Origin of the sequence: Streptosporangium album (genome assembly GCF_014203795.1) — a bacterium.
In the GTDB taxonomy this organism is placed as follows: Bacteria; Actinomycetota; Actinomycetes; order Streptosporangiales; family Streptosporangiaceae; genus Streptosporangium; species Streptosporangium album.
Genome location: NZ_JACHJU010000001.1, coordinates 58,241 through 75,050, shown reverse-complemented (window position 1 = coordinate 75,050; position 16,810 = coordinate 58,241). Strand labels below are relative to the sequence as shown.

Sequence of the window (16,810 nt, the reverse complement as noted above, 5' to 3'; positions counted from 1 at the left end):
ACCTGATGCATTGCCGCCGCGACCTGTTCGCCTGGTTCCGCCTGCTGTACCGCGACGACGATCTCGCGAACGCCGAACCCCCACCTTGTGCTATGCGTTTCTGCACGCCGGTGCACGCCGGTGCACGCCGGTGCACGCCGGTGCACGCCTGATCCGCGGCCAGCGCAAGCGCACCATCAAGATCCCCGAGGCCTGACCCGAGTCCGGCAATTCCGTCAGGCCATTGCGATCGTCCTGACGATGCCCGTCCCGACCTGCCCCCGAGGCTTGCGCGGGGTCCTCTCTGTGTCAAGCCCAACCGAGAGATACGGGATGATCACCCCAAACTGATATGAATCAGGGCGAGAGCGGGTACGACACGCAGTGACCATGACCGAGCATGACCTTTAGCACAGCGCCGCCGGCGGAGGCCCCGGGTCGACACCCACGCCGACATCCACCGCGCCGTCGTGGAGTTGATGAACGGCGGCCGAATCGCCGACGCCCAGTTCTCGGCCGCTGCCCCGGTTTACGACCGGTTACTTGGCCGACTGCGTGCCAATGGCGTTGAGGGCACCGGCTCCTACGGCGCCGGCCTGGTCCGCCACCTGCGCGCCGAAGGCCTCGTCGTCATCGAGGTCAACCGGCCCGACCGGTGGTAACGCCATAACCTGTGCAAGTCCGACCCGTTGGACGCCTGCGCAGTGTGGCCCGCCGTTACCCGGTTCTCACCGCCGGGATCGACGACCTCCAACCCCACCTCAAAACCCTGATTACCCAGGCCCGACCGGATCTGCTCGGCATCCACGGCGTCGGGTCGAGACCGTCGCCCAACTCCTCATCACCAGCGGCGACAACCCCGACCGGCTCACTTTCCGCAACGGCTTCGGTGCCCTGTGCGGCGTGGCTCCGATCCCCGCCTCCAGCGGCAAGACCACCCGGCGCGGGCTGTCTCAAGGCGGCAGAAAACTACGCCTCCGCATTGCCGCACGATGGCCTTGGGCCAAGCAGATCACCATGGCCATCGCACGACTGCAGGCACTGCCTGCACCAACCTGACCAGCGGCATCCGTCCGGACGATCAGAAAGACATCCGCGGGCGTGTGAACCCCGCCTACCTGGCGCGACAGTCAGGCCGCCACGCTGCCCGGACACCGAAGCCAGCGATCGGCTACAGCGTCAGCCGACCACACCTCTGATTAAGAAAGATCGAGGCTAAGACGAAACGAATATCACGTCGATCCAGTAGTTGCTGGCTTGGTAACCGCTGGTTGGGAAGGTGTTTGTTGCGCCGTACGTGTATACGCCGTTTCCGCCTTCCGCGCCGTTTGCGAGCGCGGTGAGCGGGCCGTTTGTGTATTGGGTGGTGAAGTAGGATTTTGTTACTGAATAGTATCCGGATGTGCTGTGGTAGGAGGCGAGGTAGGTGGTGTTGGCGGCGATGTTCACGGGTGTGGGGAAGTTCGCCTGTTGCCATCCGGATGCGGTTTCGTTGGTGAAGGTCGCGCTCGCGAGCAGTTGACCGCTGCTGGTCCATAGGCTTGCGGTGTGTGTCCCGGTGTTCTGTGCGCCCTTGTAGAACCGGATGCCGTTGATGGTTCCGGCCGTGGTCGCCTTGAATTTCACGCCCGCCGTACTGGGCTGGAAGTCGGGCTGGGATTGGACAGCCGGGACCGCTGTGTTGTCCCAGAGGCTGTTCGAGGGTGTGAACATGACATCCACCCAGTAGTTGCTGGCTTGGTAACCGCTGGTTGGGAAGGTGTTTGTTGCGTTGTACTTGTATACGCCGTTTCCGCCTTCCGCACCGTTTGCGAGCGCGATGAGTAGACCGTTTGTGTATTGGGTGGTGAAGTAGGGTCTTGTTACTGAATAGTATCCGGATGTGCTGTGGTAGGAGGCGAGGTAGGTGGTGTTGGCGGCGATGTTCACGGGTGTGGGGAAGTTCGCCTGTTGCCATCCGGATGCGGTTTCGTTGGTGAAGGTCGCGCTCGCGAGTAGCTGGCCACTGCTGGTCCATAGGCTTGCGGTGTGCGTTCCGGTGTTCTGTGCGCCCTTGTAGAACCGGATGCCGTTGATGGTTCCGGCCGTGGTCGCCTTGAATTTCACGCCCGCCGTACTGGCCTGGGGGTCGGGATAAGATTGGACGGCCGGAATCGCCGTGTTATCCCAGAGGCTGGTCTGTACGGTCTGGATCAGTTCGGGCGACCTGCTCGGAGCGAAATGGATGATGGCCTGACCGTCGGAAGTGTTGCCGCCGAGATAAACGGCGGTGATCGGATGCGGTCCTGCATCCAGGCTGGAGGTCGTGAAGGTGGCGGGGCCCGAGTCGTCGTGCCAGCCTGAGCCGATGATGGTCGAGCCATCTTTGAAGACCACTTCACCCTGAGGGACGACCGAGCCTGTGACCGCGCTCACCGCAGCAGTGAAGGTGATCGGCTGCCCGTTCTGGGAGGGGTTGGCTGATGTGGTTAGGGTTGTTGTGGTCGGTGGGTCGTTCGGCACGGTGATACGGGTTTTCGGCGGATTGCTGGTGCCCTGAAGTATGACCGTGTTGTTGAGCGCGAAGGCACGGCCGTAGAGGGCGGTGCCGGCGCTCACCGTCATTGACGTCAGCGCCAGCACGTTTCCCCGGAAAGTGGAGTAGGTCCCGAGTGTCGCGGAGCCGCTGACCTGCCAGAAGACATTATCTGCCTGGGCGCCGTTCAGAAGGTTGATGTTGCTGACGTTTGCCGTGGAGAGGGTGGTCGCCTGGAAGATGAAGACCGCGTCCGGTTCGCCTTCGGCATCGAGTGTGAGCGTTCCGGTTATTCCGAAGATGCCGTTGGTGGAGTTGTAGACGCCTGAGGTTATGGTTGTGCCGCCGAGTTCTGTCGGCACGGTGACGGCAGGTGTTCGTCCGGAGAGGTCGTTGTAGGCGGCGATCAGGTCAGCTTTGGCATTGGCCGCTCCGGCGTCGCCTGCGTGGATGGTCCCGCTCACCGTGCCGGGTGGGAAGCCGGTCAGCGAGTTACCCGGGCTCACTCCAAGATCCCCGGTGATCGCCGTGAGATCCGTATTCGTCACCGCGGCCCCGGCCAGAACCCCGAAGGACGCGGCATCGCCGAGGCTCACCGGTGCCTGATCCGCGTTCGCACTGTGTGGCGTTCCGACGATCACGCCCATCGACAGGACGGCTGCCAGCAGCGCTACGAGCCAGGAGCGACCGATGCTTCGCGAGAGGAGGCTGCGGTAACCGGTTTTACGCTTCAGCTGTACCGGCGGGATCATAACGGCCGGTTGATCGGGTGCGCCACGATGGAGTTTGGGCATGGAACTCATATCTTCGGTGATCTCGGAATATATCGGGCGTCGGATCTTGCATGCAGTCCGTACGTTAAGGATCAACCTTGTGATCCCCACCTTGCTTCTGCCCGGTTGGCCGCATTTGCCATAAAGAGCATGAAAGATGCCGGTGGCGAGAAGTGTCGATCGAGCATCGTCGCATCCGTGAAAGGCGTCGCGACATATGGGGGCAGATGAGATTTTAGTGAATTGCGGTATGTGCCTATGTTGGATCATGGAGAGGCCTCTATTAGTATTCGATTTGAATGGGCTTTATCCATGGATGCACTCCACGGCCGGTACTTTAAATAGGTTTGCCATCCGACCTCGGGCTTCACGGTGAATCTAGGCAAATTTGATCGTTTATGTGATAAAGGTTTCTTTGGTGTGCGAGGGCGGGGCTTGTTGAGAGTCCTGTCTGTGCCAGATCAAGAGACACTTTTCGCGTGAAGATCATTGCTTCTCGCGTCAAAACCGTATCCGCCGACGATGGGGGGACGATCTCCTGGCCGGGCGGCCTGCTCTTGCTGGAGACCTTGCGTGTCATCGGCCTGAATCAGGCTCTTTCGAGGCAGTTGGAGCAGCGGTGGCCCAGTGGTGCGGTCCGCGCCCCGGCAAGGTCGTCGCCTATCTCACGATCACGCTGATGCCGGGTGGTGACTGCCTGGCCAGCATCGCGATGTTGCGTTCTCGGAGTGAGTTGTTCGGTCCTGTCGCCGGTGCCCACCGGTCGAACGAGAGGTGGCCCGGTTGGTTGCCCGAGGCAACTGCCGCCTGACGACAGAGCATCCACCCCGCCCGCGACAGTCCCAGACCAAGATCTTCAGCGGGCTTTTAGCCGGATGGCGGAGTGATGACGGTGAACGGGGCACAGTAGGTTGATCCCCAGGCCAGGCCTGGGGGCGGGGAAGATGCAGTAAGAATGCACTTGGTCTCAGTAAGGGTGCCGTCCGATGTCAGCACCGTGATCAGAAGGCTGCTGAGGGGTGCGGCGGCTTCGGTCAAAGAGACGCCGATCGCGCCGGCCGGATAGCCCGGCACTGCGGCGAGACTGTGCCATGCCTGCGGCGGGGCGGTCCGGGGGTCCCGGATCCAGGTAGTACCGCCTTTGGCATAGGCGGTGAAGTTTGTATCATATGGCGGAAATGTAAGCGAAACGAGCGTCGTATCGACGCTAGAAATCGTCCCAGGAAGACCATCCTGTCCTTTCGGGCCCCTTTCTCCATTCAGCCCACTTTCTCCGTTAAGTCCCCTTTCTCCGGGTGGTCCTTGTTTCCCGCAGGGGCCTTTTTCGCCGGAGGGCCCCTTCGGTCCTCGAGGGCCCCGCCTGCAGCTACGATGTCGGCATCCGCACCGATCGCACCGACACCTACAGGATTTCCGGTGACGATACCTGTGGGCCATGCAGGGGACATCGTTCCTGTTCGCGAGTCGGTCCACGAGAGTGGTTCCGGCCGTTTCGGTGATCGTGCTCGCGCCGGCCACTCCCGGATTCGGTAACCCCAATGTTCCACAGGCCATCACCAACGCGACGGCCGATATGCTTCTGCGAGGAATCAATGGGATTCTCCCTGCGGCGAAAAATTGGATTTTCCGAGTCACCGCATTGCATGGCGGTGCGAACGGGAGATGCCCGCTTATGGGGTGGCGATGCCTGATCAAGGTTACGATTGGAGCAAATAAATGACATCTCGAGATAAAACATGCCCGTTTGGTCGGGATCTTTCATGACCTCGACGTATTCGATGATCGTGCAACGTTACGCTCTTATCCGGTTACCGCGGAAGAGGAGGATCAGGCCGGGGAGTATGCCACGGCTCCGGCGTTCTCAGACAATGAGACACCAGATATGGCAGTGCGGGTCACGAGTTACTCGATAACGACCTCATGCATGATTAGCCGTGCCCTCTGAGGTCGGGACCGATCCGGCCACCGGTAAGCCCACGTTGACCTGGGAGCTCAGCCAAGAGGCGATCGAGGCCGAAGCCGCAGCCGACGGCTGGTACGCCTTGTTGTCCAATCTTGATCCCGGCCCGGCCGATGCCGCGCAGGTCCTGCTGCTGTACAAAAAGCAGGAATCGGTCGAGCGCCGCTACGCGGCGTTCAAGGGGCCGCTCGCCGTGACCACCCTCTACCTGAAGAGCAACCGGCGCATCAGTGCGCTGATCACCGTGATCTGCTTGGCCCTGCTCATCTTCTGCCTGGTCGAACGCCAGGTCCGCCAAGCCCTGGCCCGGCAGAAAACGACCAAGGTCAACGGTCTGTACGCCGGACGAGCCGCGGTTCCCACCGGTGGACTCATCTTCAAGGCGCTGGCCGGCCTGCGGATCATTCCCACGGCCGGTCAGTCGCCCCCGATCATTCCTCAACCCAGCGACCTCCAGCTCGATCTCCTCGATCTCCTCGACGTTGATCCCAGAGAACTCCGCTGACGATCAGCCACGTGCGGAAAACGGGCCTAGCGGTTGAGCACCTGCTGATTCACTACGAGTGATTCGCTTGGGGCGAAGTCGACCCAGGCCTCACCAACGGCGGTGCCGCCGCCCACATAGACAGCCGTGATGGGGTGCACGCCTCTGGTGAGTTCTGCGGTCGTGAACGTCGCGACGCCGAAGTCGTCGAGCATGGCCGAGCCGATGACGGCGGAGCCGTCCTTGAAGAGCACTTCGTTGGTGGGGCCGACCCCTTCGAAGTTTCCGCTTACCTTGGCGGCGAAGGTGACCGGCTCATCTTTCCGGGACGGGTTCGGCGACGAGGCCAGGGTCGTAGTGGTCGGTGGGTTGTTCGGCAACGTGACCCGGGTGGTCGGCAGGATGCTCGTGCCGTCTATGGCCACCACATTGTTCAGGGCCATGGCGCGGCCGTACATCGCCGTGCCCTTCATCACCATGACATCGTTCAGGGCCAGGAGGTTCCCCCGGAAGGTGGAGTATGGCCCCAGGGTCGCCGAGTTGCCGACCTGCCAGATGATGTTGTCCTCCTGTGCGCCGTTCGCAAGGTCGATGTTGCTGACCCTTGCCGTGTTGAGAGCGGAGTCGGCTTGGAAGATGAAGACCGCGTTCGGGTCGCCCATGGCGTCAAGCGTAAGCGTCCCGGTTAGCTCGAAGACGCCTCCGGAAGTGTCGTAGACACCCGGGGTTATGGTCGCCCCTCCTCCGAGGTTCGGGGGAATGGTGGCGGTGGGTGTCCGCCCGGCCGCGTCGTTGTAAGCAGCGACCGCGTCGGCCTTTTCATCCTTCGCCTCGGCGTCGTTCTTGTGTACCCCTCCCCGCAGCATTCCCGGTGGGAAGCCGCTCATCGTGGTGCCCGGGCTCAAGGCGACCGCACCGGTGATCGTGGTGAGATTCGTGCTTGTGACCGCGTTGCCGGCCATGACCACGCAGTCCATGGCATTTCCGAGAGTCACCGGCCGTATGTCCGCATTTGCTTTGGGTGACAGTGCGAGGGGTATGCCCAGCGCGAGGACGGTCGCGAGAGTCGCATCCAGCCAGGAGCTACGGATATTCCGCCGAAGAGCACGAGGGTAACCGTGTTTTATCATGAAGTTATCCCTTTGTCCGTAAGTAAAATCAATATGTATCTGAGTAATCGACCTTACGGTTGTTGTTCTCGCCGCCCTGAACCGACATGCGGTGGACCCCTGAAACGCGGAGACGACACGCCCGAGGTGTCGCCGAATCGGTGTTTCGAGGACACTCGGCTCCTACAGTCAGGTCGTATATCACTCGAAGTGACGGGGGTCCTGACATGGGAGAGAAACTGGTCGTCGTCGGCCAGGGGTACGTTGGCCTGCCTCTGGCGATGCGGGCGGTCAGCGCGGGGTTCGACGTCGTGGGGATCGATCTGGACGAGTGGCGGGTCAAGCGGCTCAACGCCGCCGAGTCCTATGTCGAGGACGTCGACGACGACCTGCTGGTCGCCGCCCACCGTTCCGGCCGTTACCTGGTCGGCACCGACTACGCCGACGCGGAGGCATTCGACGTCTGCGTGATAACGGTGCCGACCCCGCTACGTGAGGGCGTCCCCGACCTCCGCCACATCGGCTCGGCCGGCGAGTCGCTGGCCCCGCTGATCCGGCCGGGCGCCACGGTGATCCTGGAGTCCACCACCTATCCCGGAACCACCGAGGAGTATCTCCGGCCGCTGCTGGAGGAGGGCTCGGGGCTGTGCACGCCCGAGGACTTCTTCCTGGGCTACAGCCCGGAACGGATCGATCCGGGCAACCCCCGGTGGCAGCTGGAGAACACGCCGAAGGTCGTCTCCGGGATCGACGAGGCCTCCCTGGAAAGGACCCGGGAGTTCTACGAGCGGATCGTGCGAGACGTCGTTCCGGTCTCGTCGCTGCAGGTCGCCGAGCTGTGCAAACTCCTGGAGAACACCTTCAGGCATGTCAACATCGCCCTGGTGAACGAGTTGTCGATCTTCGCCCAGCAGCTCGGGATCGATGTGTGGGAGGCCATCGACGCCGCTTCCACCAAGCCGTTCGGCTACATGCGCTTCACCCCCGGCCCGGGGGTCGGCGGGCACTGCCTGCCGATCGACCCGTCCTACCTGTCCTGGAAGGTCAAGCGGAGCCTGGGGCACAACTTCCGGTTCGTGGAACTGGCCAACGACATCAACGACCACATGCCGGACCACGTCGTGCACCGGCTGATCCTCGGGCTGAACCAGCGGCGCAAGGCGGTCAAGGGCAGCCGGGTGTTCCTGCTCGGCCTCGCCTACAAGAAGAACGCCGGAGACTGCCGGGAGTCGCCCGCGATCGAGGTGGCCAAGGTCCTTGGCAAGCTGGGCGCCGACGTGCGGGCCGCCGATCCCCACGTGGACGCGCTCATGCCGCCGCCGGGGATCGAGATCGTCCAGCCGACGGCCGGGGAGCTGTCACAGGCGGACGCGGTCGTGATCCTCACCGACCACGACTGTTTCGACTACGAGATGATCCAGCGGGTGAGCCCTTTCGTCTTCGACACACGCGACCGCTGCCGGGGAGCCAACGTCGAGCGTCTCTGAACGGCCGGTCGGCGCCCCGGTGCCGGTCGCCTGCGAGCCGGCCACTCGGCCGCATCCGGCTCCGGCTGGCGGCGGCCGGGGGCCGGTACGGCGAGCCGACAGGCATCGCACCGGCTCGCCGTACCGGCCGCACCGCCTGCCGCCGCCCTGTCGCGTTCCGCGGGCGTGACGGGTGCCGGCGGGACGGGGCTACGCCTTCATGACGCGGGCGACCAGTTCCTCGACCTGGGTGTTGAGCTTGGCGCCGCGCGGCCAGCCCGCGTAGTGGGTGAGGAAGATGACGATCTCGCGGAGCTCGTCCGGGGTGAGTTCCCCGGTGCGCAGCGCCGCGTCGAGCTGGACGTCGATCGCGTCGTCCATGCCCTGCCCGACGAGGAGGCCGAGCAGGAGCAGCCGCCGGTCTCGCATACTCAGCCCGTCTCTGGACCACACCTCGGCGAACAGATGTTCGATGGTCATGCCGAAGAAGTCACCGGGACCCTCGCCGACCTGGTCCCAGCCATGGACCCGCTTCATGATCTCCAATCCGCGGGCCCGGCGGTCAGGGGTGCTTTCGTTCGCGTGGTCGCTCATAGGCACTCCGAGTCCGTCAGCCAGCCGGTTCAGGCGAGCAGGGCGAGAGACGTCTGAGCCCCTCGTTCCCGGCTGGTTTCCCCGCCAGGGATAGACCTTCTCGCAATAGTCCTGACATGTACCAATATGTCGTGCAGTAGGTCGCCGGGCGTTACAGGTATGCCGTCTTCCGCGAGGTGATCATCTCGGGCCCGCCTGCCCGGCCCATCCCGATGAATCCGATCCCTCTTCACGTCCCCCGCCGATCCGGCGATCACACGCTCGAATCTCGCAGAGACGGGATTGTGCCCATGGTGCGGACCTTTCACTGGAACGTATCACCCACCTTCGGGCAAGACGACGATCTCGGCCCCCGGCCTGGGCACCAGGCGCCCCGGACCGTGCCGGATCCACACGCCCCGCCGATCAGCGGGCAGGCCGCTCCGCGGGCAGGCCGCTCCGCGGGCAGGGGCGCCTCCGGCTCGGCCTCGAGCAGTGTGACGTGCGCGCCGCGCGGCATGGAGATCACGGCGAGCACGGCCGCCGCCACGTCACAGGGGTTGAGGAAGCGGTCGTGCCTGGCCAGCCCCTCGACGCCGTTCTTGGCCGCGACGTAGGCCCCCATCCGGGGGCGCGGCAGCCGTACGACGTCGGAGCTGACGAACACGATGTCACCGCGGTGCCTCGTCGCCATCGCGGGTGCCACCTTGGCCACGAACCGCTGGGTGCCGACCAGGTTGAGCTGCAGTTGCGCCTCGAAGTCGGGTGTGGCCGTCTCATAGGCGTTCTCCGGCGTCACCTCGCCCGCGCAGGTCACCACCACCTCGGCGGTGCCCAGCACCTGCTCGGCCCCGGCGACGAAGGAGGACACGGACTCGTCCGACGTGACGTCCAGGGCCAGCGCCGCCGCCTCCCCGCCGTCGGCGCGGATCCTCACCGCCAGCTCCTCGCAGATCGCGGTACGGCGCGCGCCCAGTGCCACCGGATATCCGGCGGCCGCCAGGCCGACGGCCACGGCCGAGCCGATCCCCGACGAGGCCCCGGTCACCAGGACAGGCCGCCGCTCGGGGTGGGGGAGGGCTCTGGGCACGCACGTCCTCCGTCCGGTTCACCGGTCCGCCCTCGTCCGCCGCCCGGGGCGGCACGGCCCGGGCGGCGACGGCGATCAGGTGGTTCCCGGAGGCGAGCAGGTGGAGACGGCGGTTCGGACAAGATACTTTTCCAGAAGTTAGTTCACCTGTCCGCCCTTGCCTAGACCCAAAATCCGGGTCGGGCGCGCATCGCCACCTCCCCGGCCGGAGAGCTCGGACCGCAGCGGTGATCGGCGTCCCGCCCCCGATAATCGAGACATGCAGTTCGACATTCTCGGCCCCACGCGGATCACGCTCGACGGCGGGCGCGTGGTCACCGTCGGCGGGCCGGGGATGCGCGCCCTGCTGGTGCTGCTGCTTCTGGCCGCGGGGAAGATCGTGACCACCGAGCGGTTGATCGGCGGACTGTACGGCGCAGACCCTCCCGAGAACGCCGCCAACGCCCTGCAGTCCCAGATCTCCCGGCTCCGCAGGACACTCGGAGCCCAGAGCATGATCGAGTTCCATCCGGCCGGTTACCGGCTCGTGGTCGATGCCGGCGCGGTCGACGCCTACCGTTTCGAGCGGCTCGCCGGGCACTGGGGCCGGTGACCCCCGGCGAGCGGCCACGACACTGGCCGAGGCGCTCTCCCTCTGGCGCGGGCCCGCCTTGGCCGACGTCCGGGAGGCGCCCTTCGCCGATGCGCCCGCCATCAAGCTGGACAGACTCCGGCTCGACTGCGTCGAGGACCGCGTCCAGGCCGAGCTGGATCTTGGCCGCCACCGGGAGTTGGTCGCCGAGCTCCAGGAGTTGGCCGCCGCCCATCCGCTCCGGGAACGGCTGCACGGGCAGCTGATGCGGGCCCTCTACGGTGTCGGCAGGCAGGCGGATCCTTGGCGAGGAACTCGGCGGCGGCCCCGCGCCGGGTATGGCGTTCACCTCCGGCGCCGCACCTGTCCGGTCGGGTCTGCGGGCCCGGCTGACCAGCTTCGTCGGACGGAAGGACGAGACCTCCCGGCTCGGCGCGCTGCTTGGTGAGTCACGGCTGATCACCCTGGTCGGTCCCGGCGGCGCGGGCAAGACCCGGCTGGCCGGAGAGGTCGCCGCGGCGCAGCGGGGCGACGTCTGCTTCGTGGAGCTGGCCCCCGTCGCCGACGGAGGGATGGAGACCATCCGCGCCTACTGCGCAGAACGGCTGGCCGAGGCGGGCGAGACGGAGACATACCACGAAGCGCATGCCGCCCACTACGTGGATCTGGCGACCACGGCGGACCCGCACCTGCGGAGCGACGGGCAGCTGGAGTGGCTGCGGCGGCTGGACGACGAGCGCGACGACCTGCACGCCGCGCTGCGCTGGACCGTCGACACCGGCCGGATCGAGCAGGGGCTCCGCCTCCTGGCGGGGCTCGCCATGTACTGGTGGGCGCGGGGACGCCGTTCGGAGGGGGAGGGCCTGGCCGCCGACCTTCTCGGCGTGATCGGGCCGTCACCAGTCGAGGGGTTGGAGGAGGAGTATGCCATCTGTGTGCTGCTCGCCTTCTCCAGCGAGTCACGGTCGCCGGAGACATCCGCCCGGCTGGAGGCGGTCGCCCCGTTCATCCCGTCGATCGACCAGCCGTACCGGTATCCGTTCCTGGGCATGCTGTGGCCGCTGTTCACCGGTCCGGCCGACTCCGGCGCCATAGGTGTCCCGGACGGGCCGGTGCAGGCCGCCGCGGACCCGTGGCTGTGGACGCTGGCTCGCTTCGGCTACGGCTACTACCTGCTGCACAGCGGTGACGCAGGGACCGCGGAGCGCTCCTTCGAGGATGTGCTGAAACTGTTCCGTTCCCTCGGGGATCGCTGGGGGACCGCGCTCACGCTGGCCGAGCTGGCCGACGTGCGGGAGGACAGGGCGGCATCGCGCGCGCTGGCCGACGAGGCGCTCCGCCTGGCCGAGGAACTGGAGTCGGTGGAGGACATCGCCGAGCTCGTCTACCGCAGGGCGCAGGGGAGCGTCCGCGACGGTGACCTGGAGACGGCGCACGCCGGATATCTCAGCGCCGCCTCCAGCGGTGACAGGGCAGAGGCGAGGGGATGGTACGTCAAGGCGCTGGAGCCGGCGCTCCGCCGCTACCTGCCGGTGGCGGGTTCGGTGGTCGAGGCTCTGGCGGAGATCACGCTGCTGGAGGGCGATGCCGGGGGAGCGGCCAGGCTGCTGGGCGCGGCCACGACGCTGCGCGGCACCGCGTCGGCCCACCCGGACGCCGTGCGCGTCACGGCGGCCGTCCGTGCCCGGATCGGCGGGACCGTTTAGGAGGAGGAATGGCTCACAGGAACCCGCATGGCCTGGAGCGAGGTGATCGCCCTGCTCGGCGTGTGACCCCGGGGGCCGACCTGCCGGAGGGGCGCCGGACGGGTCGCCACGGGAAGACCGGAGACGTGGGGCACATCCGGGCGCCGCCGTACACGCGCCGTCAGCGGTCGGTGCGCGGGCCGTCAGCGCCGCCGGTCACGCTGACCGGCCTGCTGATCACGATGGGCAACCTCGGCGACCGGATCGGCCGCAAGCGGCTGCTCCTGGCCGGAGCCGTGGCCTTCGGCGCGGCCTCGGCGGTGACCGCCTACGCGCCCACCCCGGAACTGCTCATCGCCGCCCGCGCCCTGCTCGGGGTGGCAGGCGCCACGATCATGCCCTCCACGCTGTCGATCATCCGCAACGCCTTCACCGACCCGAAGGAGAGGACCGTGGCGGTCGGCGTCTGGAGCGGGATGGGCGCCGCGGGCTTCGCCCTGGGACCGGTCGTCGGCGGACTGCTGCTCGACCGCTTCTGGTGGGGTTCGGTCTTCCTGATCAATCTTCCGGTGATGGCGCTCATCCTGGTCACCGGCCTCTTCGTGCTCCCGGAGTCGCGTAACCCCTCGGCCGGGCGGATCGACCTCGCTAGTGTCCTCCTGTCCTTCGCCGGCGTGATCGCTGTGATCTACGCTGTAAAGGAGGTGGCCGCGTACGGCCTGGCGACCCCCGGTGTCCTGGTCTCTGCGGCGCTCGGTGTCGCCGGGCTGACGCTGTTCGCCAGGCGACAGACCCGGCTGGCCGAACCGCTGATCGACGTCCGGCTCTTCCGGCGACGGGCCTTCAGCGCGTCGGTCGGTGCCAACCTCATCGCCATCCTCGGCAGCGTCCTCACCGGTTTCTACCGTTCCGGCCTCCGGCTCCCCGAGGGGCTGCCGGGCGAGGTGGCGGCCCCTGTCGCGGAATCGCTGCCCACCGCGCTGCAGGCGGCTGCGACGCTCCCCGCCGAGCTGGGCGCGGCCGTCGCGGCGATGGCCCGGCAGGCGTTCGTCGACTCCGTCGATGTGACCTCGCTCGCCGCCGCCGGGTTGATCGCCGTGCTGGCGGTGGCCTCGCTGTACGGCCTGCGAGGCGTGCCCGACGTGATCCCCGAGGAGCGTTTCGAAGCACACGGCTGACGCGTCACCACCGTGGCGGCGGTGATCCGGTTCTGACTTTCCGCGCATGACATGTTCTGCGGCAGAGGGTCTCGCATTTGGGTGAGAGCGCTTTCAGGAGCGATCGATCTGATCGCCGTCCCGCAGGTGAACGGGACGGGATGAAAAGAGCCTTCCACCCGGTGTTTCAGATGTGTCCGCCGTCCACCGGGTGACTGTCTCTGTGGGAGAGCGCTCTCGCGAGGTATTGACTCGGCTGCCGTGACGGCGTCAGGATCTGCGCAGTGCGGACCGGGGGACCGCCACGACTGTTGCCGCGTCTCGAGAACGGACCCTCGATGATCAGACCTCTCGCCCGATCGGGCGCACGCCGGAGCGGACTCGCGGTGCTGGCGGGCCTCGCGCTCCTGGCCGCCGGCGCCCCCGGGATCCCGGCTGTGGCCGCGGACGCCGCAGCAGCCATCCGGCAGCCGGAGATCGGCAGGCCGCCTCTGGGCGCCGGCGGCTGTGCCCGCATTGAGAAGAGCCTGCCCGCGCTCGCCGACTGGCCCAAGGTGAAGAGCCGGATCAAGCGGGACCCGGCCGACGAGAAGCGGGTGGCGAAGATCCTCGCGGGCATGACGCTGTCCGAGAAGGTCGGGCAGATGACGCAGCCGGAGATCGCGGCGATCACGCCCGAGGAGGTCAGGCAGTACGGTATCGGCTCGGTGCTCAACGGCGGCGGCTCATGGCCCGGCCGCGACAAGCACGCCTCGCCCCAGGCCTGGATCGACCTCGCCGACGCCTACTGGCAGGCGTCCGTCGGCACCAGAACGAAGATCCCCGTCATCTGGGGCATCGATGCCGTCCACGGCAACAACAACGTCTACGGCGCGACGGTCTTCCCCCACAACATCGGCCTGGGGGCCGCGCACGATCCGTGTCTCGTCCGCGACATCGGGGCGGCGACGGCCGCGCAGATCCGCGCGACCGGCCAGGACTGGGCTTTCGCGCCCACCCTCGCCGTGGTCAGGGACGATCGGTGGGGCCGTACCTACGAGGGCTTCTCCGAGGATCCCCGGATCACCCGGGCCTATGGGTACGAGGCCGTCAACGGCCTGCAGGGCGGGCGTTCGCAGGGCATCGGCGACAGGGGGGTCATCGCCACCGCCAAGCACTTCATCGGTGACGGCGGCACGCTCAAGGGGACCGACCAGGGGGTGAACCCCTCGTCCGAGGCCGAGATGATCAACATTCACGGCCAGGGCTACTACGGCGCGCTCGCGGCGGGGGCCCAGACCGTGATGGTGTCCTTCAACAGCTGGGCGAACGCGGATCTCGGCATCGACGAGGGCAAGCTGCACGGCAGCAAGCACGCCCTCACCGACATTCTCAAGCAGAAGGTGGGCTTCGACGGCGTCGTCGTCTCGGACTGGAACGGCATCGGCCAGGTCGCAGGGTGCACCAACGCGAGCTGCGCGCGGGCGGTCAACGCCGGTATCGACGTGGTGATGGTGCCCAACGACTGGAAGGCGTTCATCGCCAGCACGGTCGCGCAGGTCGAAGCCGGTGAGATCCCGATGGCGCGCATCGACGACGCGGTCACGCGGATCCTGCGGGTGAAGCTGCGCGCCGGAGTGTTCAGCGCGCCGAAGCCGTCCGGGCGCGCCCTGGCGGGGTCGGCCCGCGCCCTGGAGGCGAGGAAGCTCGCCCGCGAGGCTGTCCGCAGGTCGCAGGTCCTGCTGAAGAACAACGGCGCGGTGCTGCCGCTGGCCAGGAGTTCCAAGGTGCTCGTGGTCGGAAAGAGCGCCGACAGCCTGCAGAACCAGACCGGGGGCTGGACCCTCACCTGGCAGGGCACCGGCAACACCAATGCCGACTTCCCGAACGGCACGACGATCCTGGGCGGTCTGCGCGAGGTGCTGGGCGAGGCGAACGTCACCTTCAGCGAGACGGCGGACGGCGTCGACCCCTCGGCGTACGACGCGGTCGTCGCGGTGATCGGCGAGACGCCGTACGCCGAGGGGGTCGGCGACCTCGGGCGGCGCTCTCTGGAGGCGGCCAAGCTCTACCCGGGTGACCTGGCCGTCCTGGACAAGGTCCGGGGTAGGGGCGCACCCGTGGTCACCGTCTATGTCTCCGGCCGGCCGCTCTGGGTCAACAAGGAGCTCAACCGCTCCGACGCCTTCGTGGCCGCCTGGCTGCCGGGCACCGAGGGCGGTGGCGTCGCGGATCTGCTCGTCCGCGGATCGCACCGGGAGGCCGGGTACACCGGCACGTTGTCGTATTCCTGGCCGAAGAGCGCGTGCCAGACGCCGCTGAACCCGGGGGGTGAGGGCTACGACCCGCTCTTCCCGCTCGGGTACGGCCTGCGCTCCGGGCAGAGCGGTTCGGTCGGAACGCTCGACGAGACCGTCCCCGAGGCGGGCTGCGGTCAGACGGGCGGCGGCGGTGAGGCGAGTGAGGATCTGGAGATCTTCAACCGGGCGGATGTCGCGCCGTACCGGAGTTTCATCGGCTCGGCGGACAGCTGGGGCGGTACCGAGATCGGCGTCGACGGTGAGGCGGCGCATTCGGCGATCAGCGTGGTGCAGTCCGACGTCAATGTGCAGCAGGACGGTCTGAAGGCGACCTGGAACGGGAGTGGACCGGCGCAGTTCTACATGCAGGACCCGGCGGGCGGCAGCGACCTGCGGGGCTACCTCAACGCCGACGCCGCTCTGGTCTTCGACACCGTCGTCCATCAGGCTCCGGCGGCGCGGACCGTGATCAGTGTCCACTGTGTTTACCCCTGCTTCTCCGAGGTGGTGGCGACGTCGCTGTTCCAGGGGCTTCCGGTGGGGAGCAAGGCGACGGTCAAGATCCCGGTCGCGTGCTTCGCGGCGACGGGCCTTGATCTGGAGGTGGTCAACACACCGTTCCTGGTCTATACCGAGGGGGCGTTCTCCGCCTCGTTCGCGAATGTCCGGTGGGTGCCGAAGGCGGCCAAGGACGCCGACGCGAGGAGCTGCGACAGCCTGACCTAGGGGTGTCCCCGGGGGCCGGGTGTCGGAGGGTGGTGTCCTTTGATACCCGGCCGTTTCCGTTCGGAGTTCACCTACGTCCGCCAGGACGACGGGCAGACCTATTTCAAAGTTCCGGCGGCCTGGCGGAAGGTCGACCAGAAGGCGCTGGAGCGGGCGGTCACGGGGGAGGACCCCGAGTCGGCCACCGCGCAACTGCGCCGGCAACTCGTCTGGTCGATCGCCTATGACGCCCACACGGCTCCCTCCGCCGATCACCTCCTCGGTTACGGCACCGGTGACGAGCCGTTCGTCTTCGCCCGGGTCGCCAAACTCCTCCCCGAGGAGCAGGACGCCGTCTCCCTGAACGGCATGCGCAACTCGATCCTTCCTGTCACCGCGCCGATCCGGGCGGAGTACGCGAAGGTCCCGGCTACCCGCTGACCGGTTTCGAACTGCTCGCCGAC

12 protein-coding genes and 2 pseudogenes are annotated in these 16,810 nt (G+C 66.8%); 10 read left to right on the top strand and 4 right to left on the bottom strand.

Translation table 11 applies throughout. The annotated features are described in order from the left end of the window. Positions 1-458: 458 nt before the first annotated feature. Together FHR32_RS43920 and FHR32_RS47080 are read left to right on the top strand one after the other, a co-directional pair. Positions 459-641 carry a hypothetical protein gene (locus FHR32_RS43920; RefSeq protein ID WP_184751880.1) on the top strand — a complete coding sequence of 61 codons (183 nt, stop codon included), beginning with the start codon at positions 459-461 and terminating at the stop codon, positions 639-641. Between the two features lie 4 nt (positions 642-645). Then, positions 646-942: pseudogene (locus tag FHR32_RS47080) on the top strand (hypothetical protein); the annotation flags it as partial. A 252-nt stretch (positions 943-1,194) separates the two neighbouring features. On the opposite strand, the gene FHR32_RS00295 reads toward FHR32_RS47080, so the two are convergent. After that, positions 1,195-3,297: a DUF4082 domain-containing protein gene (locus FHR32_RS00295; protein WP_184751878.1), complete on the bottom strand. Its 2,103-nt coding sequence runs from the start codon at positions 3,295-3,297 to the stop codon at positions 1,195-1,197. A 1,949-nt stretch (positions 3,298-5,246) separates the two neighbouring features. Here FHR32_RS00295 and FHR32_RS00285 point away from each other — a divergent pair. After that, positions 5,247-5,732 (top strand): hypothetical protein, encoded by a 486-nt coding sequence (locus tag FHR32_RS00285; RefSeq protein WP_184751876.1) that lies wholly within the window; start codon positions 5,247-5,249, stop codon positions 5,730-5,732. A 26-nt stretch (positions 5,733-5,758) separates the two neighbouring features. Here FHR32_RS00285 and FHR32_RS00280 read toward each other — a convergent pair whose 3' ends face one another. Continuing rightward, positions 5,759-6,673, bottom strand: coding sequence for an ice-binding family protein (locus tag FHR32_RS00280; protein WP_184751874.1), 915 nt, complete (start codon positions 6,671-6,673; stop codon positions 5,759-5,761). Between the two features lie 374 nt (positions 6,674-7,047). Here FHR32_RS00280 and FHR32_RS00275 point away from each other — a divergent pair, with 374 nt between their 5' ends. Continuing rightward, complete coding sequence (locus tag FHR32_RS00275; RefSeq protein WP_184751872.1) at positions 7,048-8,307, top strand: nucleotide sugar dehydrogenase; 1,260 nt, start codon at positions 7,048-7,050, stop codon at positions 8,305-8,307. Between the two features lie 189 nt (positions 8,308-8,496). Here FHR32_RS00275 and FHR32_RS00270 read toward each other — a convergent pair whose 3' ends face one another. Beyond that, positions 8,497-8,823, bottom strand: a complete 327-nt coding sequence (locus FHR32_RS00270; RefSeq protein ID WP_246465869.1) for a carboxymuconolactone decarboxylase family protein — start codon at positions 8,821-8,823, stop codon at positions 8,497-8,499. A gap of 361 nt (positions 8,824-9,184) precedes the next feature. Continuing rightward, the gene (locus FHR32_RS00265; RefSeq protein WP_312881762.1) at positions 9,185-9,949 is read right to left on the bottom strand and encodes an SDR family NAD(P)-dependent oxidoreductase; all 765 of its coding nucleotides are present in this window, start codon (positions 9,947-9,949) and stop codon (positions 9,185-9,187) included. Between the two features lie 259 nt (positions 9,950-10,208). Between FHR32_RS00265 and FHR32_RS00260 the strand changes: the two genes are divergently transcribed. The 6 genes and pseudogenes from FHR32_RS00260 to FHR32_RS00235 all read left to right on the top strand — a co-directional run bounded on the left by FHR32_RS00260 (position 10,209) and on the right by FHR32_RS00235 (position 16,787). Continuing rightward, positions 10,209-10,541 carry an AfsR/SARP family transcriptional regulator gene (locus tag FHR32_RS00260; protein ID WP_184751868.1) on the top strand — a complete coding sequence of 111 codons (333 nt, stop codon included), beginning with the start codon at positions 10,209-10,211 and terminating at the stop codon, positions 10,539-10,541. Beyond that, positions 10,483-10,761 (top strand): annotated as a pseudogene (locus tag FHR32_RS47075) (BTAD domain-containing putative transcriptional regulator); the annotation flags it as partial. The gene FHR32_RS00260 and the pseudogene FHR32_RS47075, both read left to right, overlap by 59 nt. A 40-nt stretch (positions 10,762-10,801) precedes the next feature. After that, positions 10,802-12,226: a hypothetical protein gene (locus FHR32_RS00250; protein ID WP_246465868.1), complete on the top strand. Its 1,425-nt coding sequence runs from the start codon at positions 10,802-10,804 to the stop codon at positions 12,224-12,226. A 62-nt stretch (positions 12,227-12,288) separates the two neighbouring features. Beyond that, complete coding sequence (locus FHR32_RS00245; protein ID WP_312881761.1) at positions 12,289-13,383, top strand: MFS transporter; 1,095 nt, start codon at positions 12,289-12,291, stop codon at positions 13,381-13,383. A 317-nt stretch (positions 13,384-13,700) separates the two neighbouring features. Then, positions 13,701-16,367, top strand: coding sequence for a glycoside hydrolase family 3 protein (locus FHR32_RS00240; RefSeq protein WP_184751859.1), 2,667 nt, complete (start codon positions 13,701-13,703; stop codon positions 16,365-16,367). A gap of 39 nt (positions 16,368-16,406) precedes the next feature. Further along, the gene (locus tag FHR32_RS00235; protein ID WP_184751857.1) at positions 16,407-16,787 is read left to right on the top strand and encodes a hypothetical protein; all 381 of its coding nucleotides are present in this window, start codon (positions 16,407-16,409) and stop codon (positions 16,785-16,787) included. Positions 16,788-16,810 lie beyond the last annotated feature (23 nt).

Bases quoted from the DNA above. Each gene is read 5' to 3' on its own strand.
- FHR32_RS43920 (WP_184751880.1), top strand. From the start codon at position 459: ATGAACGGCGGCCGAATCGCCGACGCCCAGTTCTCGGCCGCTGCCCCG.
- FHR32_RS00295 (WP_184751878.1), bottom strand. From the start codon at position 3,297: ATGAGTTCCATGCCCAAACTCCATCGTGGCGCACCCGATCAACCGGCC.
- FHR32_RS00280 (WP_184751874.1), bottom strand. From the start codon at position 6,673: ATGGCCGGCAACGCGGTCACAAGCACGAATCTCACCACGATCACCGGT.
- FHR32_RS00275 (WP_184751872.1), top strand. From the start codon at position 7,048: ATGGGAGAGAAACTGGTCGTCGTCGGCCAGGGGTACGTTGGCCTGCCT.
- FHR32_RS00270 (WP_246465869.1), bottom strand. From the start codon at position 8,823: ATGAAGCGGGTCCATGGCTGGGACCAGGTCGGCGAGGGTCCCGGTGAC.
- FHR32_RS00260 (WP_184751868.1), top strand. From the start codon at position 10,209: ATGCAGTTCGACATTCTCGGCCCCACGCGGATCACGCTCGACGGCGGG.
- FHR32_RS00240 (WP_184751859.1), top strand. From the start codon at position 13,701: ATGATCAGACCTCTCGCCCGATCGGGCGCACGCCGGAGCGGACTCGCG.